Source organism: Leisingera sp. ANG49 (assembly GCF_059694505.1).
This window is the reverse complement of the sequence record NZ_JCATZN010000003.1, coordinates 56,456-80,680: the sequence shown is the minus strand read 5'-3', so window position 1 is coordinate 80,680 and position 24,225 is coordinate 56,456. Positions and strand designations below refer to the sequence as shown.

Annotated in this window: 26 protein-coding genes; 14 read left to right on the top strand and 12 right to left on the bottom strand. The window is 66.5% G+C overall.

Annotated elements, in window-relative coordinates:
* Window positions 1-54: 54 nt before the first annotated feature.
* A complete protein-coding gene (locus AC58NV_RS10710) occupies window positions 55-1,770 on the top strand; it encodes a tetratricopeptide repeat protein (RefSeq protein WP_497227118.1) in 1,716 nt (571 codons plus the stop codon).
* Window positions 1,760-2,581 carry a 4-(cytidine 5'-diphospho)-2-C-methyl-D-erythritol kinase gene (locus tag AC58NV_RS10705; RefSeq protein ID WP_497227117.1) on the top strand — a complete coding sequence of 274 codons (822 nt, stop codon included), beginning with the start codon at window positions 1,760-1,762 and terminating at the stop codon, window positions 2,579-2,581. Before AC58NV_RS10710 ends, AC58NV_RS10705 begins: the two co-directional genes overlap by 11 nt.
* 166 nt (window positions 2,582-2,747) lie before the next feature.
* Here the strand turns inward: AC58NV_RS10705 and AC58NV_RS10700 are convergent, their stop codons facing one another.
* Window positions 2,748-3,746 carry a polyprenyl synthetase family protein gene (locus AC58NV_RS10700; RefSeq protein ID WP_497227116.1) on the bottom strand — a complete coding sequence of 333 codons (999 nt, stop codon included), beginning with the start codon at window positions 3,744-3,746 and terminating at the stop codon, window positions 2,748-2,750.
* Window positions 3,747-3,803: 57 nt separating this feature from the next.
* On the opposite strand from AC58NV_RS10700, the gene AC58NV_RS10695 reads away from it, so the two are divergent.
* The 3 genes from AC58NV_RS10695 to AC58NV_RS10685 all read left to right on the top strand — a co-directional run bounded on the left by AC58NV_RS10695 (window position 3,804) and on the right by AC58NV_RS10685 (window position 5,191).
* A complete protein-coding gene (locus tag AC58NV_RS10695) occupies window positions 3,804-4,019 on the top strand; it encodes a putative signal transducing protein (RefSeq protein ID WP_019297107.1) in 216 nt (71 codons plus the stop codon).
* On the top strand, window positions 4,016-4,783 hold the full coding sequence (locus AC58NV_RS10690; RefSeq protein ID WP_497227115.1) for a tRNA1(Val) (adenine(37)-N6)-methyltransferase: 768 nt from the start codon (window positions 4,016-4,018) through the stop codon (window positions 4,781-4,783). The genes AC58NV_RS10695 and AC58NV_RS10690 overlap by 4 nt, the downstream gene beginning before the upstream one ends.
* 234 nt (window positions 4,784-5,017) lie before the next feature.
* Window positions 5,018-5,191 carry a YdcH family protein gene (locus tag AC58NV_RS10685; RefSeq protein ID WP_366661352.1) on the top strand — a complete coding sequence of 58 codons (174 nt, stop codon included), beginning with the start codon at window positions 5,018-5,020 and terminating at the stop codon, window positions 5,189-5,191.
* Between the two features lie 92 nt (window positions 5,192-5,283).
* On the opposite strand, the gene yddG is transcribed toward AC58NV_RS10685, so the two are convergent.
* Window positions 5,284-6,147 (bottom strand): aromatic amino acid exporter YddG, encoded by an 864-nt coding sequence (yddG, locus tag AC58NV_RS10680; RefSeq protein WP_497227114.1) that lies wholly within the window; start codon window positions 6,145-6,147, stop codon window positions 5,284-5,286.
* Window positions 6,144-7,091, bottom strand: coding sequence for a transcriptional regulator GcvA (locus tag AC58NV_RS10675; protein ID WP_497227648.1), 948 nt, complete (start codon window positions 7,089-7,091; stop codon window positions 6,144-6,146). Before AC58NV_RS10675 ends, yddG begins: the two co-directional genes overlap by 4 nt.
* 112 nt (window positions 7,092-7,203) lie before the next feature.
* Between AC58NV_RS10675 and AC58NV_RS10670 the strand changes: the two genes are divergently transcribed.
* Window positions 7,204-7,353, top strand: a complete 150-nt coding sequence (locus tag AC58NV_RS10670; protein ID WP_497227113.1) for a hypothetical protein — start codon at window positions 7,204-7,206, stop codon at window positions 7,351-7,353.
* 93 nt (window positions 7,354-7,446) lie between these two features.
* Here the strand turns inward: AC58NV_RS10670 and phbB are convergent, their stop codons facing one another.
* The 8 genes from phbB to AC58NV_RS10630 form a co-directional block, all read right to left on the bottom strand.
* The gene (gene phbB / locus AC58NV_RS10665) at window positions 7,447-8,169 is read right to left on the bottom strand and encodes an acetoacetyl-CoA reductase (RefSeq protein WP_366661356.1); all 723 of its coding nucleotides are present in this window, start codon (window positions 8,167-8,169) and stop codon (window positions 7,447-7,449) included.
* Between the two features lie 210 nt (window positions 8,170-8,379).
* A complete protein-coding gene (locus AC58NV_RS10660; RefSeq protein ID WP_497227112.1) occupies window positions 8,380-9,555 on the bottom strand; it encodes an acetyl-CoA C-acetyltransferase in 1,176 nt (391 codons plus the stop codon).
* A gap of 479 nt (window positions 9,556-10,034) precedes the next feature.
* Window positions 10,035-10,871: an EAL domain-containing protein gene (locus AC58NV_RS10655; protein ID WP_497227111.1), complete on the bottom strand. Its 837-nt coding sequence runs from the start codon at window positions 10,869-10,871 to the stop codon at window positions 10,035-10,037.
* 126 nt (window positions 10,872-10,997) lie between these two features.
* A complete protein-coding gene (locus AC58NV_RS10650; protein ID WP_497227110.1) occupies window positions 10,998-11,930 on the bottom strand; it encodes a sterol desaturase family protein in 933 nt (310 codons plus the stop codon).
* On the bottom strand, window positions 11,927-12,325 hold the full coding sequence (locus AC58NV_RS10645; protein ID WP_497227109.1) for a hypothetical protein: 399 nt from the start codon (window positions 12,323-12,325) through the stop codon (window positions 11,927-11,929). Before AC58NV_RS10645 ends, AC58NV_RS10650 begins: the two co-directional genes overlap by 4 nt.
* An 88-nt stretch (window positions 12,326-12,413) precedes the next feature.
* Window positions 12,414-12,758 (bottom strand): hypothetical protein, encoded by a 345-nt coding sequence (locus AC58NV_RS10640; RefSeq protein WP_497227108.1) that lies wholly within the window; start codon window positions 12,756-12,758, stop codon window positions 12,414-12,416.
* Between the two features lie 91 nt (window positions 12,759-12,849).
* Window positions 12,850-13,479, bottom strand: a complete 630-nt coding sequence (locus AC58NV_RS10635) for a hypothetical protein (protein WP_497227107.1) — start codon at window positions 13,477-13,479, stop codon at window positions 12,850-12,852.
* A 60-nt stretch (window positions 13,480-13,539) separates the two neighbouring features.
* Window positions 13,540-14,103 (bottom strand): TlpA disulfide reductase family protein, encoded by a 564-nt coding sequence (locus tag AC58NV_RS10630; protein WP_497227106.1) that lies wholly within the window; start codon window positions 14,101-14,103, stop codon window positions 13,540-13,542.
* Between the two features lie 20 nt (window positions 14,104-14,123).
* Between AC58NV_RS10630 and argH the strand changes: the two genes are divergently transcribed.
* The 5 genes from argH (at window position 14,124) to AC58NV_RS10605 (ending at window position 20,489) form a co-directional block, all read left to right on the top strand.
* Window positions 14,124-15,518 (top strand): argininosuccinate lyase, encoded by a 1,395-nt coding sequence (gene argH / locus AC58NV_RS10625; protein WP_497227105.1) that lies wholly within the window; start codon window positions 14,124-14,126, stop codon window positions 15,516-15,518.
* Between the two features lie 63 nt (window positions 15,519-15,581).
* A complete protein-coding gene (locus AC58NV_RS10620) occupies window positions 15,582-15,758 on the top strand; it encodes a hypothetical protein (protein WP_366661365.1) in 177 nt (58 codons plus the stop codon).
* A 93-nt stretch (window positions 15,759-15,851) separates the two neighbouring features.
* Window positions 15,852-16,004, top strand: a complete 153-nt coding sequence (locus AC58NV_RS10615; RefSeq protein WP_497227104.1) for a hypothetical protein — start codon at window positions 15,852-15,854, stop codon at window positions 16,002-16,004.
* Between the two features lie 543 nt (window positions 16,005-16,547).
* On the top strand, window positions 16,548-17,813 hold the full coding sequence (gene lysA / locus AC58NV_RS10610) for a diaminopimelate decarboxylase (RefSeq protein WP_497227103.1): 1,266 nt from the start codon (window positions 16,548-16,550) through the stop codon (window positions 17,811-17,813).
* A 48-nt stretch (window positions 17,814-17,861) separates the two neighbouring features.
* Window positions 17,862-20,489 (top strand): TIGR02302 family protein, encoded by a 2,628-nt coding sequence (locus tag AC58NV_RS10605; protein WP_497227102.1) that lies wholly within the window; start codon window positions 17,862-17,864, stop codon window positions 20,487-20,489.
* Between the two features lie 61 nt (window positions 20,490-20,550).
* Here AC58NV_RS10605 and AC58NV_RS10600 read toward each other — a convergent pair whose 3' ends face one another.
* On the bottom strand, window positions 20,551-21,576 hold the full coding sequence (locus tag AC58NV_RS10600) for a zinc-ribbon domain-containing protein (protein WP_497227101.1): 1,026 nt from the start codon (window positions 21,574-21,576) through the stop codon (window positions 20,551-20,553).
* 207 nt (window positions 21,577-21,783) lie between these two features.
* Between AC58NV_RS10600 and AC58NV_RS10595 the strand changes: the two genes are divergently transcribed.
* The 3 genes from AC58NV_RS10595 to AC58NV_RS10585 are packed head-to-tail and all read left to right on the top strand — an operon-like array spanning window position 21,784 to window position 24,103.
* Window positions 21,784-22,461: a cell division ATP-binding protein FtsE gene (locus tag AC58NV_RS10595; protein WP_497227100.1), complete on the top strand. Its 678-nt coding sequence runs from the start codon at window positions 21,784-21,786 to the stop codon at window positions 22,459-22,461.
* Entirely contained in the window at window positions 22,458-23,357 is a 900-nt protein-coding gene (locus tag AC58NV_RS10590; RefSeq protein ID WP_497227099.1) for a cell division protein FtsX, read from the top strand. Before AC58NV_RS10595 ends, AC58NV_RS10590 begins: the two co-directional genes overlap by 4 nt.
* Complete coding sequence (locus AC58NV_RS10585) at window positions 23,354-24,103, top strand: lysophospholipid acyltransferase family protein (protein WP_366661371.1); 750 nt, start codon at window positions 23,354-23,356, stop codon at window positions 24,101-24,103. The genes AC58NV_RS10590 and AC58NV_RS10585 overlap by 4 nt, the downstream gene beginning before the upstream one ends.
* The last annotated feature ends 122 nt before the right edge of the window (window positions 24,104-24,225 follow it).

Below are 24,225 nucleotides of genomic sequence, written 5' to 3'. Positions count from 1 at the left end.
CGCACTACGCTTTCTTACAAGAGCAAAGAGCAGTAAACCGTAAGGGGGTCCCCAGTGCCCGTATCCATTCTTCGCACCCTGTCCTGTGCGGCCCTGATGGCCGCCGCCGCCGCACCTGCCGTGCAGGCCGAAGGACTGGCGGGATCCTACCTGGCCGGACGGGCCGCGACCTATGACAGCGACTTCGCCGCCGCTGCGATCTATTACACCCAGGCGCTGGCGCGCGACCCGCAGAACCCGCTGCTGATGGAAAACGTGGTGTTCGCCCAGCTCGCCATGGGCAAGGCCGATCTGGCCGTGCCGGTGGCGGAACGGCTGCGCCAGGCCGGCGCCCGCAGCCAGGTGGCCAATATCGTTCTGGCCGGCGGTCTTGCCTCTGACGGCGACTTCCAGGCAATTCTGGACCGGGATCTGGAGCGGGACGCGATCCACCCGCTGGTGGACGGCCTGCTGGAGGGCTGGGCGCATGTCGGCGCGGGGTCCGTTTCCAGCGCGCTGACGGCGTTTGACCGGCTTGCCAAGGATGGCAGCCTGAAACCCTTCGTGCTCTATCACCGCGCCCTGGCGCTGGCCTCTGCCGGGGATTACGGCGGGGCAGAGGACCTGTTTGCCGCCGAGGACGGGCGCCTTGCCACCCTCAGCCGCCGCGCCGCGGTGGCGCGGGTGCAGATCCTGTCGCAGCTGGGCCGCAACGATGATGCCCGCGAGGCTCTGGCCGATGCCTTCGGCAGCAGCCTCGACCCGGGGCTTGAGGCGCTGGACGCGCAGCTCGCCGCCGGTGAAACCCTGGCCTACACCATCGCCCCCAGCCCGCGGGACGGCATCGCCGAGGTGTTCTTCACCCTCGGTGCGGCGCTGAACGGCGATACCGCCAATGATTACGTGCTGATGTATGCCCGCATGGCGGCCTCGCTGCGCGCGGACCATGTGGACGCCATCCTGCTCAGCGCGGGGCTGCTGGACCAGCTAGGCCGCTATGAGCTGTCGGTTGCCACTTACAAGCAGGTGCCTGCCGGTCACCCGGATTACCACGCCGCCGAAATGGGCCGGGCCGAAGCGCTGCGCCGCGCCGCCAAACCGGACGCCGCAATCGAGGTGCTGGAGAAACTGGCCCGCGATTACCCCGATCAGCCGAGCGTCTACATCAGCCTCGGCGACCTGCTGCGCCAGCAGGAGGACTACGCCGCCGCCGCCCGCGCCTATGACAAGGCTCTGGACAAGACGCCCGCGGATTCCGGCAGCCGCTGGTTCCTGTATTACGCCCGCGGCATCTGCCACGAGCGGCTGGACCAGTGGCCGCAGGCCGAGGCCGACTTCCGCGCCTCGCTGGAGCTGGATCCGAACCGGCCGCAGGTGCTGAACTACCTCGGCTATTCTCTGGTCGAGAAAAGCAGCAAGCTGGACGAGGCGCTGGACATGATCGAACGCGCCGTCGCTGCGCGTCCCGACTCCGGCTTCATCGTCGACAGCCTGGGCTGGGTGCTCTACCGCATGGGCCGCTTCGACGAGGCCGTCGACCATATGGAGCGCGCGGTGGAGCTGATGCCGGTGGACCCGGTGGTCAATGATCACCTGGGTGACGTCTACTGGGCCGTGGGCCGCGAGCGCGAGGCGGAATTCCAGTGGAAGCGCGCGCTCTCCTTCATCGACCCGGAAGATACCGACGGCGAAGCCGACCCCGAGCGCATCCGCCGCAAGCTGGAAATCGGCCTTGACGCGGTTCTGGCCGAAGAGGGCGCCCAGCCCCTGAAGGTCGCCAATGGCGGCTGAGGTCTTTGCACCCGCCAAGATCAACCTGACCCTGCATGTGACCGGCCGCCGCGAGGACGGCTATCACCTGCTGGATTCGCTGGTGGCCTTTGCAGATGCCGGCGACCGGCTGGCGCTCGAACCGGGGGCGGGGCTGTCGCTGGAGGTCTCCGGCCTGTTCGCGGAGGGGGTGCCCGCGGACGCGCGCAACCTGGTGTGGCAGGCCGCCGAAGGCGCGGGCTGGACCGGGCGCATCAGCCTGAACAAACAGCTGCCCCATGGCGCGGGCATCGGCGGCGGGTCATCGGATGCCGCCGCGGTTCTGCGCGCGCTGGCCGGGCAGGGCGCCGATATCCCCGAAGGCCTGCCCTTGTCGCTGGGCGCCGATGTGCCGGTCTGCATGGCCGCCCGCGCCGCCCGGATGCGGGGAATCGGTGAGCGGGTCACTCCGGTCGAGCTGCCGGACCTGCATGCGCTGCTGGTCAATCCGGGCGAGCATGTGCCCACTGGCCCGGTGTTTTCCGCGCTGGCCTCCCGCGACAACCCGCCGATGCCGCAGGACATCCCGTCCTTCACGTCCGGTGAAGACTGCGCCGCCTGGCTGGCAGAGCAGCGCAACGACCTGGAGGCCCCGGCCATCACCGTTGCACCTGGAATCGCGCGGGTGCTTTCCGACCTGCGCAGCTCCCGCCAGGCGCTGCTGGCCCGCATGTCCGGCTCCGGTGCCACCTGCTATGCGCTATATCCCACAAAAAAAGCCGCCCATATGGCAGCCTATGAGATCGGGGCAGAGCACCCTGAGTGGTGGTGCAGCGCGGTCACCCTGACCTGACGCGCGGCGCTGCGCGGAGCACAGGGATCTCCCGCTTGCGGGACTTCGCATCAACGATGCTTACCCGCCGCTGGGCCAGGCGCCACACCGCCCGGCCGCTTCTTCTTTGCAAAAATACTCTGGGGTGAGCGCCGCAGGCGCGAGGGGCAAAGCCCCTTGCCGGGTATCAGTTCAGCCGCGACACCACGTAGTCCGCCAGGTCATTCAGCATGGTGCGGATCTCGTGATCGGGCAGCACCTCCAGCGCCGCCCGCGCCTTGGCCGCCCAGCCATGGGCATCCTCGCGGGTGGCTTCCAGCGTCTTGTATTTCGCCATCAGCGCCAGCGCCTGCTCCAGGTCGCCGTTTTCCTGCTTGCCCTTCTCGATGGTGCGGGTCCAGAAGGCGCGCTCCTCGTCCGTCGCCTGCGCCACCGCCTTGATCACCGGCAGGGTCAGCTTGCGCTCGCGGAAATCGTCGCCGACGTTCTTGCCGGTTGCCTTGCTGTCGCCCTGGTAGTCCAGCAGGTCATCGGCAATCTGGAAGGCAATCCCCAGCGCATCGCCGTACTCGAACAGCGCCTTCACCTGTTCCTCCGGCGCCCCGGCAATCACACCGCCCACCTCGGTCGCGGCCGAGAACAGCGCTGCGGTCTTACCGCGCACCACCTGCAGATAGACGTCCTCATCCGTCTTCAGGTTCGAGGCCGCGGTCATCTGCAGCACCTCGCCCTCGGCAATGGTGGCGGAGGCATTGGCCAGGATGTCCAGCACCCGCAGGCTCCCGGTCTCCACCATCAGCTGGAAGCTGCGGGCAAACAGGTAGTCGCCCACCAGCACCGAGCTCTTGTTGTCCCACAGCAGGTTTGCGGTCGGGCGGCCGCGCCGCTGGGCGCTTTCGTCCACGACATCGTCATGCAGCAGGGTGGCGGTATGGATGAACTCCACTGTCGCCGCCAGTTTCAGGTGATGGTCGCCCTCGTAGCCGCACAGCCGCGCCGCCGCCAGCGTCAGCATCGGCCGCAGCCGCTTGCCGCCCGCCTCGACCAGATGCGCGGTCACCTCGGGGATGCGCGGCGCATGCTTGGAGGCCATCCGGGTCCGGATCAGCGCATTCACCGCATCCAGTTCCTGGCTCAGCGTGGCGGCCAGCATTTCGTGCGGCTTCTTGGTCATCACTTGGTCCATCACTTTCCCGCTCGCAAGTCTCGACAAGGGGGACGGCTTGCCCTTAGATCCATCCCCATGAAAGAGCTTCTGCGCAGCACCGATCCGACGATCATGGCCTTTGCCTCCGCCCTCCTTGAGGGAGAGGATATAGACTGCTTTCAAATGGACGTAAATATGAGCATCCTGGAAGGCGGGATCGGAATTTTTCCGCGCCGTCTGATGGTTCACGAGGATGACTACGACGACGCCCTGGTGGTGATGCGCGACAACGAAATTCCGCTGGGACGATGAGCGGGTTCCCCGAAGACCAGCTGAGCTGCAACGGTTTCCTTGGCGGCAGGGTGCAGCTGTGGCAGCCCGCGCGCGGCTACCGCGCCGGCGTCGACCCGGTGCTGCTGGCGGCCGCTGTTCCCGCGCGGGCAGGGGAGGCCGTGCTGGAGCTCGGCTGCGGCGCGGGGCAGGCGCTTCTGTGCCTGGGCGCGCGGGTGCCGGGGCTGGCGCTGGCCGGGGTGGAGCTGCAGGCGCCCTATGCCGATCTGGCCCGCCGCAACGCTGCGGCCAACAGTCAGGATGCGGAGGTTTTCGAGGCCGACCTTGCGGCCCTGCCGGAGGCCTTGAAGCAGCGCCAGTTCCACCACGTCATCGCCAATCCGCCCTATTACAAGGCCGGCGCCCACAGCCCGGCCCGCGACGACGGCCGTAAGGTGGCCCTGGGGGAGGGCACGCCGCTGGCGGACTGGATCGCCGCCGCCGCCCGCCGCCTTGGGCCCAAAGGATACCTGCACATGATCCAGCGCGCCGACCGGCTGCCGGACATGCTGGCGGGCTGCAGCGGCGTCCTGGGATCCGTGGAGGTGCTGCCGCTGGCGCCGCGCGAGGCCCGCGCGGCTGAGCTGCTGATCCTGCGCGCGCGCAAGGGCGGGCGGGCGGATTTCCGGCTGCACGCGCCGCTGATTCTGCATGAAGGCGCCCGGCATGAGCGTGACGGAGAGAGCTACCGCCCCGAAATCCGCGCGGTTCTGCGCGACGGCGCCGCCTTGCCCTGGCCGGGTTAGGGCGGGTTTCCCGGCGGCGCAAATTTAGGGGCGGCGCGCGCCGGATTCAACCTTTGGAGAATCCAAATGTGCAGGTTTCTGCATAAACGCGCTCTGCCCTGCGGCAAAATGCGCGGCGCATAGCCGATATGAAAATTTCATGACAAAAATTGTGCGGCTGCAGCGTGACAGATGCGTGAACATGTGCTCCACTCTTTAAGTCAAACACATCTAGCTCAAAAAAGGAGGGTTGCCATGAGCCTCAGCTCGCATCTGACCGAACTTAAGAAGAAGCACGAGCATCTGAGCATGGAAGTGGAACAGGCCCAACGACACCCCAGTAGCGACGATCTGGAAATCGCAGCAATGAAAAAGCAAAAGCTCAAGCTTAAGGAAGAGATTGAGCGCCTGACTGCTGAAGCAGTTTGAAGAGTTCCCGCCGGGACGGATAACCCGGCACAGTAGTACGGAGGGCCTGCCGGCGCGGCGGCCCTCCTTTCATTTCAGGGGGCATTCCGTGGCTACTTGCCGGCGCTGGCCCGCGCCGCAATCAGCGCCCCGCCGGTGATCAGCGCCGCCGCCAGCGCCAGCCCCCAGGAGGCCGCGGCAATCCCTGCCAGCACCAGGATCAGCGTCGACAGCAAGGGCGCGGCGTAGGAGCTGGTTCCCAGCATCTGGATGTCGCCCTGCTTGACGCCGATGTCCCAGACGTAGAACGCCAGCCCGACAGGCCCGAGGCCCAGCAGCAGGGTCGAGACCCAGCCCAGCGTGCCCGCGGGCCAGACCGTTTCCTCCAGCGCGAAATGCAGCCTCCAGGAGGCCGCCGCAGTGGCCAGGCAGAACACCGCAACCGAACTGGTCGGCGCCCCGCCCACCAGCCGCGACAGCACCGAATAGCCGGACCACGTGAGCGCGCACAGCAGCGCCAGCCCGTAGCCCGGCAGATACTGCGCCTGAAACCCCTCGCCGCCGCCGGAAATGATGGTGGCCGCCCCGGCAAAGCCCAGGCCGGCCCCGATCAGATGCCCCGCTTTCAGCCGCTCGCCGGGCAGCAGGCCGGAAAACAGCACGATCAGCAGCGGCCACAGATAGGCGATCAGCCCGGCCTCCGCCGCCGGTGCCAGCCGCAGCGCCGAGAAATAGAGCGCGTGATAGCCGAACAGCCCCAGCGTGCCGAAGATGTAGACCCTGATGGGCACATGGCGCAGCTGCTTCAGCTTGCCCGCTGCCGCGGTCCAGATCATCCCCAGGGTGCCGCCGACGGTGAAACACAGCGCATTCAGCAACAGCGGCGGGGCAGGCTCCGACCCCACCGTCAGCAGCGCCAGCAGCGACCACAACAGAACAGCGATAAAGCCGATGGCGGTCGCGCGGGTCTTGGTCATGGCGGCGGGATGTCCTCAACTGGAATGATCTCGAAAGCCTCCGAGACGTAGGCTGTTTTTTCGATCTCGGCAACAAACCAGTCGCGGAACGCTGCGATCTGCGGCCGGTTTTCGGTGCCCGGCGCGCAGAGGAACCGGAAATGCGCCTTGGTCTCGATCGCGGTCTTGAACGGCGCCACCAGGCGGCCCGCGTGCAGATCGGTGATTGCCATGCCGCGCCGCCCCAGCGCCACGCCGGCGCCCGCAACCGCGGCATCAATCGCGTGGTCGGCTTGCGAAAAATGCGAGCCGTGGGTGGGGGTGAAATTGATGCCCTGGGTGCGGAACCAGGCCGGCCAGTCGCAGGGCGGGTCGAGAAAGTCGATGGATTCGTCAAAGATCAGCGGCGCCTGCATCAGGCTTTCCGGCGTGGTGTAGCGCTCGGCCAGCTCCGGCGACATCACCGGCGTCACCCATTCCGGCGGCACCGGCAGCACATACAGCCCCTCATCCGGGCCATAGCCGAACCGGATCGCCACATCGACGTCATCGCGGACAAAATCCAGCATCCGCAGGGTGGCGGAGAACCGCAGGTCGATCTCCGGATGGGCGCGGGCAAATTCATACAGCCGCGGCGCCAGCCATTTCGCCGTCAGCCCCGGCCCGGCCGTCACCGTCAGCGTGGTGTTGTCCTGCAGCCGCCGCACAGAGCGCCAGGCAGCGGTCAGCGCCTCGAACCCTTCGGCGGCGCCGGGCGCCAGCGTCTTGCCCGCCTCGGTCAGCTCCACCGCCCGGTTCAGGCGGCGGAACAGCGGCTGGCCCAGATGCTCCTCCAGCGACTTGATCTGAAAGGACAGCGCCGCAGGGGTCACGTTCAGCTCCTCCGCCGCCTTGGCAAAGGACATGTGGCGGGCAGCAGCATCAAAGGCGCGCAGAGCGGTGAGGGGCGGCAGGCGATCAGTCATAGTCACATAAGTATACCTTAACTGAAGCTCTGCAAAGTCTCGTTTGTGCGATTGACGGAACGTCCTCATATTGGGTGCAGGTAAAGGATACTGATCCGAAAGGAGGCCTGAAATGCTGGAATATTCTGCTGATGCCGCGGTGAAGTCCGCCATGGCCCGCGCCCACGCCGAACGCGGCCAGGTGCTGAAACGGGCCTGGACCTGGCTGTTCGGCAAGAAGCCGGTGCCAGCCCTCCGCCCCAAGGTTTCCCGCTGGACCTGAGCGCGCTCTGATTTCGAGAAAGAGGCACTTACGGGATGGGAAAAGGGCCGGTCCAGATGGACCGGCCCTTGCCGTTTCCGCTGATGTAAAGGATCAGACGAAGAACTGCGCGCCGTTGGCGGAGATGGTCGAGCCGTTGATGAAGCCCGAGTCGTCGGAAGCCAGGAAGGCCACGCAGCGGGCGATCTCTTCCGGCTCGCCCAGACGGCCGGCCGGGATCTGGCCGATGATCGATTCACGCACCTTCTCCGGCACCGCCATCACCATTTCGGTGGCGATATAGCCGGGGCAGACCGCGTTGGCGGTGATGCCGGCGCGGGCGCCTTCCTGGGCCAGCGACTTCACGATGCCCAGATCGCCGGCCTTGGTGGCGGCATAGTTCACCTGCGCGAACTGGCCCTTCTGGCCGTTGATCGAGGAGATCACGATGACGCGGCCGAACTTGCGCTCGCGCATGCCGGGCCAGATCGGGTGCACGGTGTTGAACACGCCGGTCAGGTTGGTGTCGATCACTTCCTGCCACTGCTGCGGCGTCATCTTGTGGAACGGCGCGTCGCGGGTGATGCCGGCGTTGGCCACCACGATGTCGATCGGGCCCATTTCCTCTTCGACCTTGGCGATGCCTGCAGCGCTGTCCTCATAGCTGCCGACGTTCCACTTGTAGGTCTTGATGCCGGTTTCCTCGGTGAATTTTGCCGCGGCTTCGTCATTGCCGGCATAGGTCGCAGCCACATTGCAGCCCTGCGCCTTCAGCGCCTGGGAAATTGCTGCGCCGATGCCGCGGGAACCGCCGGTGACGAGTGCAGTACGTGCCATTCGAGAATCCTCCAGTATTGGTCACTTGGTAATCTTGCTACAGTTTTCACTGCGGGGGAGCAACAATATTGCGCAGGGAATTTCTGCGGTGCCGCGTGAAAATTGTCGCACCCGCCGCGCAGGTCTTGCTGCAGTTGCAGTATAGCCTTTGATTGTAAAAGAAAAAGGACGCCGCGAGGGCGTCCTTCACTTTTTGCGGTTTTGCGCCGGTTACGGGCGCTCAACGCACATCGCAACGCCCATGCCGCCGCCGATGCAAAGGGTGGCGAGGCCCTTTTTGGCGCCGCGGCGTTTCATTTCGAACAAGAGGGTATTCAGCACCCGGCAGCCGGAGGCGCCGATCGGGTGGCCGATGGCAATCGCGCCGCCGTTCACGTTCACGATCGACGGATCCCAGCCCATGTCCTTGTTGACCGCGCAGGCCTGGGCGGCAAAGGCTTCGTTGGCTTCGACCAGGTCCAGGTCATTGACCGACCAGCCGGCCTTCTCCAGCGCCTTGCGCGAGGCATAGACCGGGCCGACGCCCATGATCGACGGGTCCAAACCTGCAGTGGCGTAGGAGGCGATGCGGGCCAGCGGCTCGATGCCGCGGCGCTCGGCTTCGTCAGCGCTCATCAGCAGGGTGGCGGCGGCGCCGTCATTGAGGCCGGAGGCGTTGGCCGCGGTGACCGAGCCGTCCTTGGCGAAGGCCGGGCGCAGCTTCTGCATCGCCTCGATGGTGGCGCCGTGACGGATGTATTCGTCCTGGTCCACCACGGTCTCACCCTTGCGGTGCTTGACGGTGAAGGCCGCGATCTCATCGGCGAACTTGCCCGCCTTCTGCGCCGCTTCCGCCTTGTTCTGCGAGGCAACGGCGAATTCGTCCTGCATATCGCGGGAGATCTGCCACTGCTCGGCCACGTTCTCGGCGGTCTGGCCCATGTGGTAGCCGTTGAAGGCATCCCACAGGCCGTCGCGGATCATGGTGTCGATGTACTTCATGTCGCCCATCTTCTGGCCGGCACGCAGATGCGCAGCATGGGGGCTCAGGGTCATGTTCTCCTGGCCGCCGGCCGCCACGATGGAGGCATCGCCCAGCTGGATGTGCTGCGCACCCAGCGCAACGGCGCGCAGGCCAGAACCGCAGACCTGGTTGATGCCCCAGGCAGCGCTTTCCTTGGGCAGGCCCGCGTTGATGTGGGCCTGGCGGGCCGGGTTCTGGCCCTGCGCCGCGGTCAGCACCTGGCCCAGGATGGTTTCGGACACTTCGGATTTGTCCACGCCGGCGCGTTCCACCACGGCTTCCAGCACCGCGGCGCCCAGGTCATGGGCAGGGGTGTTGGCGAACGAGCCGCCAAAGGAGCCGACGGCGGTGCGCGCGGCGGATGCGATTACAACATTGGTCATTGATTTCTGGTCCTCTGCCATCAATTCAGGTCTTCCGGGAAAGCCTGGGCACACGCCTGGACAGGCGTCCGCGCAAGAATCTTTCCCGGTCACTCCGGGTCCCGACATAATCTATTGCTGCACGTGCAGCAATTGACAGCGTGTCTCAGGGGGTGCGGCAGAGTCAACCGCGAGATACGTCCAGAACGGCAGGATTTCCGTCAGCCGGGGGCGGTGATGCTGCAAGGCAGCAATGCTGCCCGCTGCGGGGCAGCCCCGGCGGCGCCGGCAAAGCCGTTGAAAAGACTGGGGCAAATGCGGGCAGGCAGGCCGGATGCTGAGGCTTTTGCTGTGCGGGCGCCAATTGCAGCCGCCTTGCTGCCAGGGTCTGGAACCGGCAGGCGGAAGGCCGCCGCAACACCGGATACCCCAGGCGGCCCCCTCCGCACAGGGGCGGCGGCGGCGCTGCCGCGCCTTGCAGGCGGCAGTACGCTTGGGGGTCAGCCGGCTTCCTGCCGCTTCATCTCTTCGATCCAGGGCGGGGTGACAGAGGGGGCGCCGAACAGGTAGCCCTGCAGGCAGTCGACGCCGTTTTCCACCAGGAACTCCGCGTCCGCCTGGCTTTCGACCGATTCTGCCACGACGAACATGTCGAACTGTTTGGCAATGCCGATCAGCGCGCGGACCACCGCCTGGTTGTCGTGGCTAGCGTGAATGCCGCGCACGAACTGGCCGTCGATCTTGACCGCGTCAAAGAAGAACTGGCGGAAATGGCCGATCGCGGTGGTGCTGGCGCCGAAATTGTCGAGCGCAAAAGCAATCCCGTGCTTCTGCATCCGGTCCATGAAGTCGATCACCAGTTCCGGCGCCGCCATGGCGGAGGCTTCGGTGATTTCCAGCACCAGCCGTTCGGCCAGGCTGGCATCACGGTTCAGGAAGCGGTCCAGCACCTTTTGCCAGCGCCGGTAGCCGATGGAGCGGGCCGACATGTTCACCGACAGGCGCACCTGCGGGTATTTTTCCAGCGCCTTCAGCCCGTGCTGCAGCGCCAGGCAGTCCAACTCGCGGCCGATTTCCTTGTCCTCGACCACATGCATGAATTCACGGGCGGGGATCACCCGGCCGGTGGGGTCCAGCACCCGGATGTAGCCCTCGTAAAAGGCGACACCATGCGGCGCCATTGCCTGCATGACGGGCTGGTAGGCCAGCACAGTCTGATTGTGCCGCACGGCGTCTTCCACCATGTCCAGCGTCGAGCGGTCGCGTCCGGCCACCGCCGCATTCAGCGGGCTATCGGCCCCTTCGGGAATATCTGCCTTGGCGTTTCGTTTGTTCATGTGCTGCTGGAGCCCTGTTTGCCGCAAAGTTGGGGACAGTATGATGCTCCCCGCAGGTTGCCGCAAAAGGGTTGAGACGGGATTAAAGATCAAATTTGAACGATCCGGCTGCCGCAGGGCCGCTGGTCAGCCGCCGAAGCCAGGGGTGCCCGCGTCCTCCGGGTGGCGGGCCAGATGCGCGGCCTTGATCCCGGCAGAGGTGTCGCGGCTGCCGTCATGGCTGTAGCCGGGCGGCGCAAAGGCATAGAGCAGCCGCTGCTTCAGGGTCAGGCCGGGCTGGGCCATGTCCCTGAAAATTCCGGCCCATTCATGGAAGGCGACCCGCAGCGGGTTGAAGGTGGCGATGTTGTGGACCAGCCCGTAGTCGGGGCGGTCGTGGTCCTGTTCCGGCACGAAGGTGCCGAAGATCCTGTCCCAGATGATGAACACGCCGGCATAGTTGCAGTCCAGATAACGCGCGTTTCGGCCGTGGTGGGCGCGGTGGTGGCTGGGGGTGTTCATCACCGCCTCGAACCAGCGGGGCAGGCGGCGGACCGCCTCAGTGTGGATCCAGAACTGGTAGATCAGGTTGAGCCCGCCGCAGAACAGCACCAGCGCGGGATGGAACCCCAAGAGAACCATCGGTGCCTTCACCACCATCATGAAGGTGAAGGTGCCGGTCCAGGTCTGCCGCAGCGCGGTGGTCAGATTGTAGTGCTGGCTGGAGTGATGATTCACGTGCGACGCCCAGACCCAGCGCACCCGGTGGCCCAAGCGGTGCACCCAGTAATAGCGCAGGTCGTCCAGTACAAAACACGCCAGCACCACCCAGACAGAGGTGCCCATGTCCAGCGGTGTCAGCTGCCACAGGGTCATCAGGAAGCCCCAGGCGATGAAGCCCAGCAGCAGCCCCTCGGCGACGCTGCCCGCACCCATGATGAGGGAGGTGACCGCATCGCGGGTCTCATACCGGCCGCCGCGTTTCTTCAGGGCGATCCACAGGAATTCGGCCAGGATCGCGGCGATGAAGAACGGCACCGCCAGCTGGGTCGCGTCAGGGTAGGAAACCTGTCCGGTCATGGGGCCTCTGCTTGGGGTTTGATCAGCGCCATCCACTGCTGCCGCTCGCTTTCCGGCAAGGCGAGGGAGAGGCCGGGGGCGGCGAAGTCATTGAACTCAAAGCGCAGCCCGGTGCCGGTCTCGCGAACCTGGCCGGCGGCCAGTTGGCGGCCAACGGTGTCGGCGCCAAAGGCCCAGAGCAATCCGGGGCCGCCCTCGGCCAGCACCAGCGCCGCCTGGCCGCTGGCGGCGGGCAGCACGTTGACAACGCTGTCATCGGGAAAGTGGCGCTGCCAGGCGGAGCGGGCGCCGGCGGCGGTCAGAACGGCCGGACGGGAGCGCCCGGTCAGGTGCAGTAGTATGGCAATTCCGGATATCCCGCCCGCGACCAGGGCCAGCAGCAGTTCCAGCGGCATCATGTCCTCCTGCGGGCAGACTGGCGGCCCGCCGGAAAGCTGTCAAAGGTGGCGTGGGGTCAAGCGGATGGGTGAAGGAGACCGCCGCCTAGTCCGGCGCCATGACCGTGCGGTGGTATTGCGGCAGCACTTCCATCTGCACCACCCGTTCGACGAAGGGCACCAGCCCTTCCGGCCCCGAGGCGCGGTCCTTGAGGTGGATGCAGACGTCCGGACGCAGCGACGCGATGATGCCGATCAGGTCGCCCCGGATCTGGTCGTCCAGCCCGGCCCCCATGATCACGCAGGTGATGCGCGGTTCGGTCTCCAGCTGGCGCACGACCTCGGAATGGTCGTGCGCGCCAAGCCATTGGATCGGCAGATGATCCAGCTGCTCGGCCACATTGCCGATCACATGCGGCAGCTTTCCGATCAGTAACACAACAGGTTTCATTGCTCTCTCCACCTTACAGCCGGGCACCCTGTGCGGGCGCCCCTCGGTTTAAGGGTAGTGCGAATGTCTGCCGGGTCAGTCCCTGCTGCTGTTATGACTTGGTCACATGTATTATTCGACAAGTGAGGTCTTTTGCTTCAATGACATTCCGAACGATATGCGCAGAAGTATCACTGTTCATCTGTTCGACTTTTGATTCGCAGGCCCGTATAGCTGACGTTTTCGCTTCGATTTCAGAAGCATATCCCCAGCTATACCCAGGCGCTCCGTAACCGGACGTTGCGAAGGCACCATATTTGCCGGCTTTTTGTCTCTGCTGGTACTTTTTGAAGTAGCGGTTCCCGGTTTGGCTCAGAGTGATACCCTCTCCGGTTGCCGGGTGCTTGGGGGCAACGGTTGCGTAAAGTTTGCAAAGAGAGGGATCTTGGGATTTCAGGACACAAGATTTCTTGGCGCTTTGCTTGGCCATCGCCATGTTTGGGGCGTTCCAAAACTCGGCGGCTATGTCTTCTTGCAAGTTGACATACAGGGCACCATAGAAGTCAGCATTTTTTTTGAAGTAGCCGAACTCTCTTTTAACGCCGCCCTTTAAACGTTCATCGGAATGAATGGTGAGTTTGGGTCGAAAGCCTTCAAGCAAAATCTCTTCTGCCCAAGCGCCGACGGAAATTGAAAGAAATGCAGCTGTGGTCAATGCAGTCTTTAGAAAGTGCTTTTTCAAAATAGTCTCCTGGGGCCAGTATTCCGGCCCCAAGCTACTCATTCGATTTTCAAGCGCAAGCTACTTTGAGGCGATCATAGCCTGCACAATCTCCTTGGCGCTGTCCGAGTTCCACTCGGCATCGCCCAGCAGCCGCGCCACCTCGTTGCCGTCGCGGTCCAAGAGCACCGTGATCGGCAGGCCGATCACCGCCATCTCCCGCGCCAGCGCCTGTTTCGGGTCCTGGTGGCGGGGCAGGCTGTTGATGCCATTCTCGTCAAAGAATTTCTGGATGCCCGCCGGAGAATTGCGCCCGGTGGCGATGGTCAGCACCTGGAAATCCTCGCCGCCGAACTCCTGCTGCAGCTCTTCCAGCTGCGGCATTTCCTTGCGGCAGGGGGCGCACCAGGTGGCCCAGAAGTTCAGCAGAACAATCTTGCCCTGGTAATCCGCCAGGGTCGCGGTGCCCTCGCCGTCGGCGAGATCAAACGCGGCAGCGGACACCGGTTTCGGCTCGGCATGCACCACCAGCTTCTTCATCGAGCCGTCGCGCAGCGCTTCCAGCTGCGCCTGATCCGCCGCTGCCGCGGCATTTGCACCCAAGGTCAGGGCCATATAAAGGGAAAGCTGACGAAACAGACGCATATTATCTCCGGGATTCCACCATGACAGATCAATCCTCGAACCAGATGTGGGGCGGCCGCTTTGCCGCTGGCCCGGACGCGATCATGGAGGCGATCAATGCCTCGATCGGGTTCGACAAGCGGATGGCGGCGCAAGACATTGCCGGCTCCAGGGCCCATGCGGCGATGCTCGCCGCCACAGGCGTCATTACGGATAATGATGCCGCGGCCATTCGGGAAGGGCTGCTCACCGTTTTGTCAGAGATCGAGGGAGGAACCTTCCAGTTTTCCACCGCGCTGGAAGACATCCACATGAATGTGGAGGCCCGCCTGAAAGAGATCATCGGCGAGCCCGCAGGCCGCCTGCACACGGGCCGCAGCCGCAATGACCAGGTAGCGACCGATTTCAAACTTTGGGTGCGCGACCAGCTGGACGCGGCGGAATCGGGCCTGCTGGCGCTGATCCGCGCGCTTCTGTCGCAGGCCGAGGCCGGCGCCGACTGGGTGATGCCGGGCTTCACCCATCTGCAGACCGCGCAGCCGGTCACCTGGGGCCACCACATGATGGCCTATGTCGAGATGTTCGGCCGCGATTTGTCTCGCGTGCGCGACGCCCGCGCGCGGATGAACGAATCGCCGCTGGGCGCCGCAGCACTGGCCGGCACCTCCTTCCCGATCGACCGGGAGATGACGGCATCGGCGCTGGGCTTCGACCGCCCGGCGGCCAACTCGCTGGATGCGGTCTCCGACCGCGACTTCGCGCTGGAGTTCCTGAGCACCGCCTCGATCAGCGCCGTGCATCTTTCCCGCTTTGCCGAGGAACTGGTGATCTGGTCCTCGGCCCAGTTCCGCTTCGTGACGCTCAGCGACCGCTTCTCCACCGGCTCGTCGATCATGCCGCAGAAGAAGAACCCGGACGCGGCGGAACTGATCCGCGCCAAGGTGGGCCGGATCTTCGGCGCCAACACCGCGCTGATGATGGTGATGAAGGGGCTGCCGCTGGCCTATTCCAAGGACATGCAGGAAGACAAGGAACAGGTGTTTGACGCCGCCGACAACTGGATGCTGGCGCTGGCGGCGATGGAGGGCATGGTCAAGGACATGACCGGCAACCGCGAGAGCCTGGCCGCCGCGGCGGGCTCCGGCTTCTCCACGGCCACCGACCTGGCTGACTGGCTGGTGCGGGTGCTGAAGGTGCCGTTCCGCGACGCCCACCACGTCACCGGCACCCTGGTGGCCATGGCCGAAAGCCGCGGCTGCGACCTGCCGGACCTGTCGCTGGCGGACATGCAGGGCGTTCACGAAGGCATCACAGAGGACATCTTCTCTGTGCTCGGCGTCGAAAACTCGGTAAACTCGCGCATGTCCTACGGCGGCACCGCGCCCGCCCAGGTGCGCGCGCAGATCGCCCGCTGGCAGGACATCCTGGCGGGCTGATCCCGCCAGGGCGACCGGCGGGAGCCGCCCGTTGAAGGCCGCTGTGCGGCAAGGAGGCAGACAATGCGCAACATGATCTTTGCTTTGCTGGGGCTGGCGGTTCTGGCGGCCTGCGGCGCTGATGGCGAGCCGGTGCAGCCGACCCTGAACGCCGGTGTCAGTGCCGGCGGCGGCGGTGTCCATGTCGGCGGTGCCGTGGGCCTGCACAAGGGGCCGGTCAGCGTCTTTCTGGGCTTCTAGCAGCCCCGCGCCCTTGATGCGGCGCTGCCGAACCACCACTTCCAAGCCGTCCCGCGGCAACGCCGGGACGGTTTTGATTTCAAGGATATTGCGATGAAAGCAGCTCTTGTTGTTCTGGCGGTTTTGGGCCTCGCGGCCTGCGATACCGGCGCCCCGGCGGCCAACCCGCCGCAAAAGCACGAACCCGCTGCAACCGGGGTGAAGATCTCCGGCCATGGCCGGGTTGGGGTGTCCACCACGTTCTAGCAGACACGGGCATTGGCCGGCCCGGGCTTGTGTCCCGTCCGGTTGCTGCCTGCTTCGGTGCGTTCCGTATCTGACATGCTGTCCATCAGCAGTTAGGAGTGGCGGCGCCGCCAAGGGGCGGAGGCGGGACGGGAGGTTCCTCCCGCACGCTGAACGTTGTCTCTGCGCGCCCTTGCCAAAGGGCCCTGTTCCTGGGTGCCGGGGGTGTCAGGCCCGGCGGGTGACCGCGATCAGGGCTTACTATGCCAGTCCGGGCTTAAGATGCGGTGACAGGGGCGTACGCCGGTTGCGCAACACCATGTGCGCCGCGTTTGCCGCGGCCGCCGCGCAGTGAGTATTTTTGCAAAGAAGAAGAGACATGTTGCGCTTCTTCTGTGCCCGAATACCCGAACCCCGCCGCGCGGCAGCGCGGCGCTTGGCCCAACGGGCGCGGGCGCATCTTTGATGCGTCTGCGGCGGGCGGGAGCGCTGCTTTGTTGCAGCTGCGCGGCCTAAGCCGGAATCATTTGATCCATCTGCCCCTTTTGCCCTAAACGCGGGGGCATGGACCATTTTCTCTACCGTGACGGCGCGCTCTGCGCCGAAGACGTTCCCATCTCCGAGATCGCCGCGGCGGTGGGCACCCCGTTCTATGTCTATTCCACCGCCACCCTGCTGCGCCATTTCCGCCTGTTCGACGAGGCGCTGGAGGGCACCGACCACCTGGTCTGCTTTGCGATGAAGGCGGCCTCCAACCAGGCGATCCTGAAGACCCTGGCGCAGGCCGGCGCGGGCATGGATGTGGTCAGCCAGGGCGAATACCTGCGCGCCAAGGCGGCGGGCGTGCCGGGCGACAGGATCGTGTTTTCCGGCGTCGGCAAGACGGCAGAGGAAATCCGCGTGGCCCTGACCGGCAGCATCCGCCAGTTCAACGTGGAATCCGAGCCGGAGATGGAAGTGATCAGCGCCGTGGCGCAGGAGCTTGGCACCAAGGCCCCCATCACCATCCGGGTCAATCCGGATGTGGACGCCAAGACCCACGCCAAGATCGCCACCGGCAAATCCGAGAACAAGTTCGGCATCCCGATTGCCCGCGCCCGCGAGGTCTATGCCCGCGCCGCTGCGCTGCCGGGGCTGGAAGTGGTGGGGATCGACGTCCATATCGGTTCGCAGCTGACCGATCTGGAGCCCTTCCGGCTGGCCTACCAGAAGGTGGCGGAGCTGACCGGAACCCTGCGCGCCGACGGCCACGATATCCGCCGCCTGGACCTCGGCGGCGGTCTGGGCATTCCCTATGAGCGCTCCAACACCGCGCCGCCGCTGCCGGTGGAATACGGTCAGATGGTCAAGGAGACCCTCGGCCACCTCGGCTGCGAGATCGAGATTGAACCCGGCCGCCTGATCGCGGGAAATGCGGGTCAGCTGGTCAGCAAGGTGATCTATGTGAAGTCGGGCGAGGGGCGTGATTTCCTGATCCTGGATGCGGCGATGAACGACCTGATCCGCCCGGCAATGTATGAGGCGCATCACGACATCATCCCCGTGCAGGAACCCGAGGCAGGCGTGGAAAGCCAGCCCTATGACATTGTCGGCCCGGTCTGCGAGACCGGCGATACCTTCGCCAAGCAGCGCGACCTGCCGCCGCTGGCTGCGGGTGATCTGGTCTCCTTCCGCAGTGCGGGCGCCTATGGCGCGGTGATGGCCAGCGAATACAATTCCCGCCCGCTGATCCCCGAAGTGCTTGTGCACGGGGATCAATTCGCGGTTATTCGCCGGCGGCCGGACTATGAAGAGATGATAAACCGCGATACCATCCCGGAGTGGCTCTGAAGCGATCCGGGCGCGATCCGGCGCGGGCCACCAGAGGATGAGGCCCGTATGCCCTTTGACCGCCGTACTGACCGGCAGGCCGATCCGGTCCTGAAACATCTGCGCTGGCCGCTGGGCCTGACGCAGGCCGGGATGGTGGCGGAGCGGGCCCTGCGCAGCTTCTGGCCGCTGGCCTCGGTGCTGATGGCGGCGCTGGCGGCGCTGATGCTGGGGCTGCACCAGATGCTGCCGGAGCGGCTGGTCTGGACCGGCGCGATGGCGGTGCTGATTGCCGCCACAGCGGCGCTGGGCTGGGGCGCATGGCGGTTCCGCTGGCCCAGCAAGGCCGCGGCGCTGGAGCGCCTGGATCAGACCCTGCCGGGCCGGCCGGTCGCCGCGCTCCTGGATACCCAGGCCATAGGCGCGGAAGATGCCGCCTCTGCCGCGCTGTGGCAGGCGCACCAGCGCCGGATGGCGGCGGCCGCCGCCAAGGCCAAGGCGCCGCCCCCCGATCTGAACATTGCCTCCTATGACCCCTACGCTTTGCGCTACATGGCGGGGCTGCTGCTGGCGGTGGCGGTGCTGTTCGGCTCGGTCTGGCATGTGGCCTCCGTCAGGGATCTGGGCTCGGGCGGCAGGACCGCGCTCAACGGACCCGCGTGGGAGGGCTGGGCGGAGCCGCCCGCCTATACCCGGCTGCCGGTGCTGTATCTGAACGACCAGGACGCAGATGTTCTGAAGCTGCCCGAAGGCAGCCGCGTGACCCTGCGGTTCTACGGCGAGGTGGGCGCGCTGGAGCTGAGCGAAACGGTTTCGGGCCAGCGCCGCGGCGGCGCTGCGGCGGCGGAAGACGCCCCGCAGACCGCCATGGAATTCGACGTCGCCCGCAGCGGCACCTTTGCCATCGAGGGCAGCGGCGGGCGCAGCTGGCAGGTGGAGGTGATCCCGGACAACCCGCCCAAGGTGGCGGTATCGGGCCAGCCGGCGCTGGAGAACGACGGCTTCACCAGCCTGGGGTTTGCGGCGCGCGATGACTACGGCGTGGCGGCAGGCCAGGTTCGGATCACGCTGGACCTGGCGGCGGTGGATCGCGACCACGGGCTGGCTGCGGATCCTGACCCGCGCGAGGCGCTGGTGCTGGACCTGCCGCTGCCCTTGTCCGGCTCGCGCAAGGAGTTCACCGAAAAGCTGATCGAGGATTTTGCCCAGCATCCCTGGGCCAACCTGCCGGTGGTTTTCACCTTCTCGGCCATTGATGAGGCGGGCCAGTCTTCGGCCGCTGCAAGCTTTGGCAGTGAACTGCTGACCCGCCGCTTCTTTGACCCGCTGGCGGCAGCGGTGATCGAACAGCGCCGCGACCTGTTGTGGGCGCGCGCCAATGCGCCGCGGGTGGCGCAGGTGATCCGGGCGCTGTCGCACCGGCCGGTGGGGGTGTTCCGCGACTACGGCGACTATCTGCGGCTGCGCACCATCCTGCGGCGGCTGGAAAGCTATACCGTGCAGGGCTCGGTCGCGGAGCCGCAGCAGGAGGAGATCGCCGCCGCGCTGTGGGATCTGGCGATGCAGCTGGAAGAGGGCGATGTCGGCGACGCGCTGGAGCGGATGCAGCGGGCGCAGGAGCGGCTGAGTCAGGCGATGCGCGACGGCGCCAGCGATCAGGAAATCGCCCGGCTGATGCAGGAGCTGCGCGAGGCGACCCAGGACTATCTGCGCCAGCTGAGCCGCCAGGCGGAGGCCAATGGCGAGATGATGGAGCCGGGCGACATGCCCGAGGACATGATGACCCTGAGCCAGGACGATCTGCAGGCGATGATGGACCGCATCCAGGAATTGATGGAGCAGGGCCGCATGGCCGAGGCCGAGCAGGCGCTGCGCGAATTCCAGCAGATGATGGAAAACATGCGGATGACCCGCTCGCAGCAGGGGCAGGGCCAGGGCAATGAGGGCCGCGAGGCGATGGAGGGGCTGGCAGAGACCCTGCGCGAGCAGCAGGGGCTGTCGGATCAGGCCTTCCGCGATTTGCAGGAGCAGTTCAACCCCGGCGCCCGCAGCGGCGAGAGCCAGGGCAACGAGGGCCGTGACGGCGGGCTGGGCCGCGGCCAGAGCCATCAGGGCGGCCAGGGCGGCGACCGCGGCGACGGCCAGGGCGGCGAGGGTGCGGAAAGCCGCAACCCCGATGGCCAGGGCGGCAACGGGCGCGAGCAGCCGGGGCAGGGCGGATCGCTGGCGGACCGTCAGCAGGCGCTGCGCCAGCAGTTGCAGCAGCAGCGCGACGGGCTGCCCTATCTGGGCGGTGAGGCCGGCGAGGCAGCGCGCGAGGCGCTGGACCGGGCGGGCCGCGCCATGGAAGGCGCCGAGGACGCGCTGCGCGGCGGCGACAATGCCGAAGCCATCGACCGCCAGTCGGATGCCATGGAAGCGCTGCGCGAAGGCATGCGTAGCCTGGGCGAGGCGCTGGCGCAGCAGCAGCAGCCGGGGCAGCAGAGCGGGCAGCAGCCCTCTGCCACCGCGCAGGGCGACCGGCTCGACCCGCTGGGCCGCAGCAACGGCAATGTGGACGGCGGCGGCAAGGTGGGCGAGGGCAATGCCTACCGCCGTGCCTGGGACCTGCTGGAGGACATCCGCCGCCGGGCCGGCGAGCGGGAGCGCAGCGAGCGGGAGCGCAGCTACCTGCAGCGGCTGCTGGACCGGTTCTGACACCGGCAGCACCGGGCGATGCCGGCGGGGCTGCCGTGCAGCAGTTTCTGAAAAGAGATAGTTACTGGGTGGCGGTCACGGATTTGACCTGGCCATCAAGCCACAGCCGCGCCTGATCGACCCATTCCACATAGCTGCTGAGCGCCGGATCCGCCTGCGGCAGCTTCTCGGCGATCAGGGGCGCATTGTCATAGACCATCAGCAGGATCAGCGCCGCAATCACCGACAGCGAAAAGCCGCGGGCAAAGCCGCTCTTGCGCCGCACCGGCAGTGCCTCCGGGTCAGACTGCGGCGCGGGCGCCGCGCTGCCGGAAGAGCGCAGGGTGGAATTGATTTCCTCGATGTCCGGCAGCAGCTCCTTGCGCGAGCCGCTCTCGGCGGCGGCCAGCTGGCGCGGGTCCTCGCCGCGCATGCGGGCCATGCGGTCGCGGGCCTGGCGGCTGCGCCGGGCGGCCTCGTCCTCGGCCGCTGCGGCCTCATCCAGCCCCAGCTCTGGCTGGGTTTCCAGGCTCTGGCTTTCCGCCGCCCGCAGTTCCGACTCCCGCGCGGCTTCCTCGCGAAGAATGTCGGACATTGCCGCGTCCAGCGAACGCCCGCGCTGCGGCTGCGGGGCTTGTTCAGGCGCCTCCTCCGCAAGTTCCCCGTCCGCAGTCTCTTCATCAGCGGCGGGTTGCGCGTCCGCATCCTCTGCGGCGCTCTCCTGCGGCGCGGCTGCGGGGGCGTCAGGCGCCTCCTGGGGGGCGGAATCGGCGTCTTGCCGGGGGGGCGGTGCTGCGCTGTCTTCAGGCTCAGGCTCAGGCTCAGGCTCAGGCTCAGGCTCAGGCTCAGGCTCAGGTTCCTGTTCCGGCTCAGCCTTGGCCTTTTCTTCTGCTTCGGCAGCCGCCGCCCGGGCGAAGGCTTCCTCGATGCCGATGTTTTCCAGTGCAGGGTCCGCCGCCGCATCCGCGGCATCCGCAGCCTCCGCGCCTGCTGCCGCCTGGAACCAGGTCTGGCCGCAGTTGGAGCACTGCACATCGCGCCCCTCCGGCGGGATCACATCTTCCGGCACTTCGTACTGGGCTGCGCAATTCGGGCAGGTCAGGCGCATCATGCTCTCCTCGGCACCATCCCGCCGCCCTGGCTGGCGGCAGGTTGTTTTTCAAGAGATTATAGGCATCCGCTGCAAATGGCGAAAGTGGCAAATGCGGCAACGGTAAAGGCCCGTGTTTCCCTGCAACAGAGCCCCCATTGAAACTGCCGGCCCCTTGGGGCAAAACAGCCGGGCGCAATTAACAGGCGCGTTCAGGGGGCAGCAGTGATCGAGCTGGAAAATGTGGGCTACAACTACGGCGGCGGCGAGCTGCTGAATGCGGTGTCGGTGCAGCTGGCGCCGGGCTCGTTCCATTTTCTGACCGGCCCGTCGGGGGCGGGCAAAACTACGCTGCTGAAGCTCTGCTACGGCGCATTGAACCCGACCGCGGGCCGGGTGCGCGCCTTCAACATGGATGTGCACGGGCTGGACCGCGACCAGATGGCCTATCTGCGCCGCCGGGTCGGCGTGGTGCATCAGGACTGCCGGTTCCTGGACCACCTGCCGGTGATCGAGAACATCGCGCTGCCGCTGCTGGTCGCTGGGCGCGAGCTGAGCCACGAGGAAGCCAACCTGAAGGAGCTGCTGAACTGGGTCGGCCTCAGCGAGCGCGCCCTTGCGCTGCCGCCGGAGCTGTCGGGCGGCGAGCGCCAGCGGGCGGCGCTGGCGCGTTCGGTGATCCTGTCGCCGGATGTGATCATCGCCGATGAGCCGACCGGCAACGTCGACTGGGAGATGTCGCAGCGGCTGCTGCAGCTCCTGGTGGAGCTGAACCGGATGGGCAAGACCATCCTGGTCGCCACCCATGACCTGTCGCTGATCCGCGCCGCCAAGAACCAGGTGCAGGCGCGGGTGCTGCGGATTTCCAACCGGCAATTGCAGCTGGCGGGGGCGGACCTATGAGCGAGGGCAGGCTGCGCAAGCTGATCCTGGGCGATGCCCAGGCCGACCGGGTGGTGCCGCCGAGCGGCTTCACCGCCCAGCTGACCCTGTTTGTGTCCGGCGCGATGGCGTTCCTGACGGTCTTTGCGCTGGCGCTGTCGATGGCGTCGGGGCGGCTGGCGGACCAGTGGGCCTCGGAGCTGGCGCGGGCGGCCACCCTGCGCATCAACGCCCCGGAAGCGCAGCGCGCCGCCCAGACCGAGGCGGCGCTGGAGGTCCTGCGCCAGACCCCTGGCGTCGCCACCGCCCGCGCCCTGACCGGCGAGGAGCAGGCGGCGCTGCTGGCGCCCTGGTTCGGCGCCAGCGTGCCGGTGGGCGATCTGCCGCTGCCGCAGCTCATCGAGGTAACGGGCGATGATGCGGGCTATGACGCCCAGGGGCTGCGGCTGCGGCTGCAGGCCGAGGTGCCGGGCGCGGTGCTGGACGACCACACCCGCTGGCGGGCGCCGCTGGTGGATGCGGCCCGCGCGCTGCGCCGCCTGGCCTGGGTGTCGATCCTGCTGATCGGCGGCGCCACCGCCGCGATGATCACCCTGGCCGCCAATGCGGCGCTGGCCGCCAACGCCCAGGTGATCGAGGTGCTGCGGCTGGTCGGCGCGCTGGACAGCTATATCGCCCAGGCCTTCATCCGCCGCTTCACCCTGCGGGCGCTGACCGGCGCTGCGGCGGGTGTGGTGCTGGGCATGATCGGGGTCTGGCTGATGCCCGAGGCCTCCGATGAGGGCGGCTTCCTCACCGGCCTCGGCTTCCAGGGGTTCGGCTGGCTGGTGCCGCTCCTGATCCCGCCGCTGGGGGCGCTGGTGGCCTTTGCCGCCACCACCCGTGCGGCCACCAAACGTCTGGGGGAACTGTCGTGAAAAATCCCATCCAATGGCTGCGCTCGCTGGTGTTCATCACGCAGATGTATCTGGCAATGCTGGTGCTGGGCATCGTGTTTGCGCCCTGGGCGCTGGCATCCCCCAAGGGTGCGCGCATTGCCTGCAAGAGCTTTGCCCGCTGGGCGCTGTGGACCGCGCGCTGGATGGTCGGCATCCGCACCGAAGTGCGCGGCCAGGTGCCCACGGGCGAGGTGATCATCGCCGCCAAGCATCAGAGCTTTCTGGACATCATGATCATTTTCAACGCGGTGCCCTCGGCCCGGTTCATCATGAAGCGCGAGCTGATGTGGACGCCCGTCATCGGCGTCTATGCCAAACGGCTGGGCTGCGTGCCGGTGAACCGCGGCAAGCGCGGCGCGGCGATTGCCAAGATGGTCAAGGACGTCGCCAAGGAGACCAAGGAGCCGGGCCAGCTGATCATCTATTCGCAGGGCACCCGCGTCGCCCCCGGCGCCAGGAAGCCCTACAAGATCGGCACCGCGGTGCTGTACGAGGGGCTGAAGCAGCCCTGCGTGCCTGCCGCCACCAATGTGGGCGTGTTCTGGCCCCGCACCGGCATCTACCGCAAGCCCGGCCTGGCGGTCGTTGAATTCCTGGAGGCGATGGAGCCGGGGATCGGCCGCAATGACTTCATGGAGCAGCTGGAGCGGCGGGTCGAGGACCGCTCCGACGCGCTGATGCGCGAAGCCGGGTTCGATCCCGGGCAGGCGGCCGTCCAAGCCTGATCCGGCCGGGCGGATCAGAAGACAAAAAAGTGAAATGCGGCGACGGATAGTGCTTCCGCAGGCGTTTATGCAGTCAGCAAACGCGTCCGTCCTGCGTTTGTTACACCACTCACAGTGGCCGG

What these genes read in the sequence shown, in the direction of transcription:
- AC58NV_RS10705 (WP_497227117.1), top strand. Translation starts at nt 1,760, where the DNA reads ATGGCGGCTGAGGTCTTTGCACCCGCCAAGATCAACCTGACCCTGCAT.
- AC58NV_RS10700 (WP_497227116.1), bottom strand. Translation starts at nt 3,746, where the DNA reads ATGGACCAAGTGATGACCAAGAAGCCGCACGAAATGCTGGCCGCCACG.
- AC58NV_RS10695 (WP_019297107.1), top strand. Translation starts at nt 3,804, where the DNA reads ATGAAAGAGCTTCTGCGCAGCACCGATCCGACGATCATGGCCTTTGCC.
- AC58NV_RS10690 (WP_497227115.1), top strand. Translation starts at nt 4,016, where the DNA reads ATGAGCGGGTTCCCCGAAGACCAGCTGAGCTGCAACGGTTTCCTTGGC.
- AC58NV_RS10685 (WP_366661352.1), top strand. Translation starts at nt 5,018, where the DNA reads ATGAGCCTCAGCTCGCATCTGACCGAACTTAAGAAGAAGCACGAGCAT.
- yddG (WP_497227114.1), bottom strand. Translation starts at nt 6,147, where the DNA reads ATGACCAAGACCCGCGCGACCGCCATCGGCTTTATCGCTGTTCTGTTG.
- AC58NV_RS10675 (WP_497227648.1), bottom strand. Translation starts at nt 7,091, where the DNA reads ATGACTGATCGCCTGCCGCCCCTCACCGCTCTGCGCGCCTTTGATGCT.
- AC58NV_RS10670 (WP_497227113.1), top strand. Translation starts at nt 7,204, where the DNA reads ATGCTGGAATATTCTGCTGATGCCGCGGTGAAGTCCGCCATGGCCCGC.
- phbB (WP_366661356.1), bottom strand. Translation starts at nt 8,169, where the DNA reads ATGGCACGTACTGCACTCGTCACCGGCGGTTCCCGCGGCATCGGCGCA.
- AC58NV_RS10660 (WP_497227112.1), bottom strand. Translation starts at nt 9,555, where the DNA reads ATGACCAATGTTGTAATCGCATCCGCCGCGCGCACCGCCGTCGGCTCC.
- AC58NV_RS10655 (WP_497227111.1), bottom strand. Translation starts at nt 10,871, where the DNA reads ATGAACAAACGAAACGCCAAGGCAGATATTCCCGAAGGGGCCGATAGC.
- AC58NV_RS10650 (WP_497227110.1), bottom strand. Translation starts at nt 11,930, where the DNA reads ATGACCGGACAGGTTTCCTACCCTGACGCGACCCAGCTGGCGGTGCCG.
- AC58NV_RS10645 (WP_497227109.1), bottom strand. Translation starts at nt 12,325, where the DNA reads ATGCCGCTGGAACTGCTGCTGGCCCTGGTCGCGGGCGGGATATCCGGA.
- AC58NV_RS10640 (WP_497227108.1), bottom strand. Translation starts at nt 12,758, where the DNA reads ATGAAACCTGTTGTGTTACTGATCGGAAAGCTGCCGCATGTGATCGGC.
- AC58NV_RS10630 (WP_497227106.1), bottom strand. Translation starts at nt 14,103, where the DNA reads ATGCGTCTGTTTCGTCAGCTTTCCCTTTATATGGCCCTGACCTTGGGT.
- argH (WP_497227105.1), top strand. Translation starts at nt 14,124, where the DNA reads ATGACAGATCAATCCTCGAACCAGATGTGGGGCGGCCGCTTTGCCGCT.
- AC58NV_RS10620 (WP_366661365.1), top strand. Translation starts at nt 15,582, where the DNA reads ATGCGCAACATGATCTTTGCTTTGCTGGGGCTGGCGGTTCTGGCGGCC.
- AC58NV_RS10615 (WP_497227104.1), top strand. Translation starts at nt 15,852, where the DNA reads ATGAAAGCAGCTCTTGTTGTTCTGGCGGTTTTGGGCCTCGCGGCCTGC.
- lysA (WP_497227103.1), top strand. Translation starts at nt 16,548, where the DNA reads ATGGACCATTTTCTCTACCGTGACGGCGCGCTCTGCGCCGAAGACGTT.
- AC58NV_RS10605 (WP_497227102.1), top strand. Translation starts at nt 17,862, where the DNA reads ATGCCCTTTGACCGCCGTACTGACCGGCAGGCCGATCCGGTCCTGAAA.
- AC58NV_RS10600 (WP_497227101.1), bottom strand. Translation starts at nt 21,576, where the DNA reads ATGCGCCTGACCTGCCCGAATTGCGCAGCCCAGTACGAAGTGCCGGAA.
- AC58NV_RS10590 (WP_497227099.1), top strand. Translation starts at nt 22,458, where the DNA reads ATGAGCGAGGGCAGGCTGCGCAAGCTGATCCTGGGCGATGCCCAGGCC.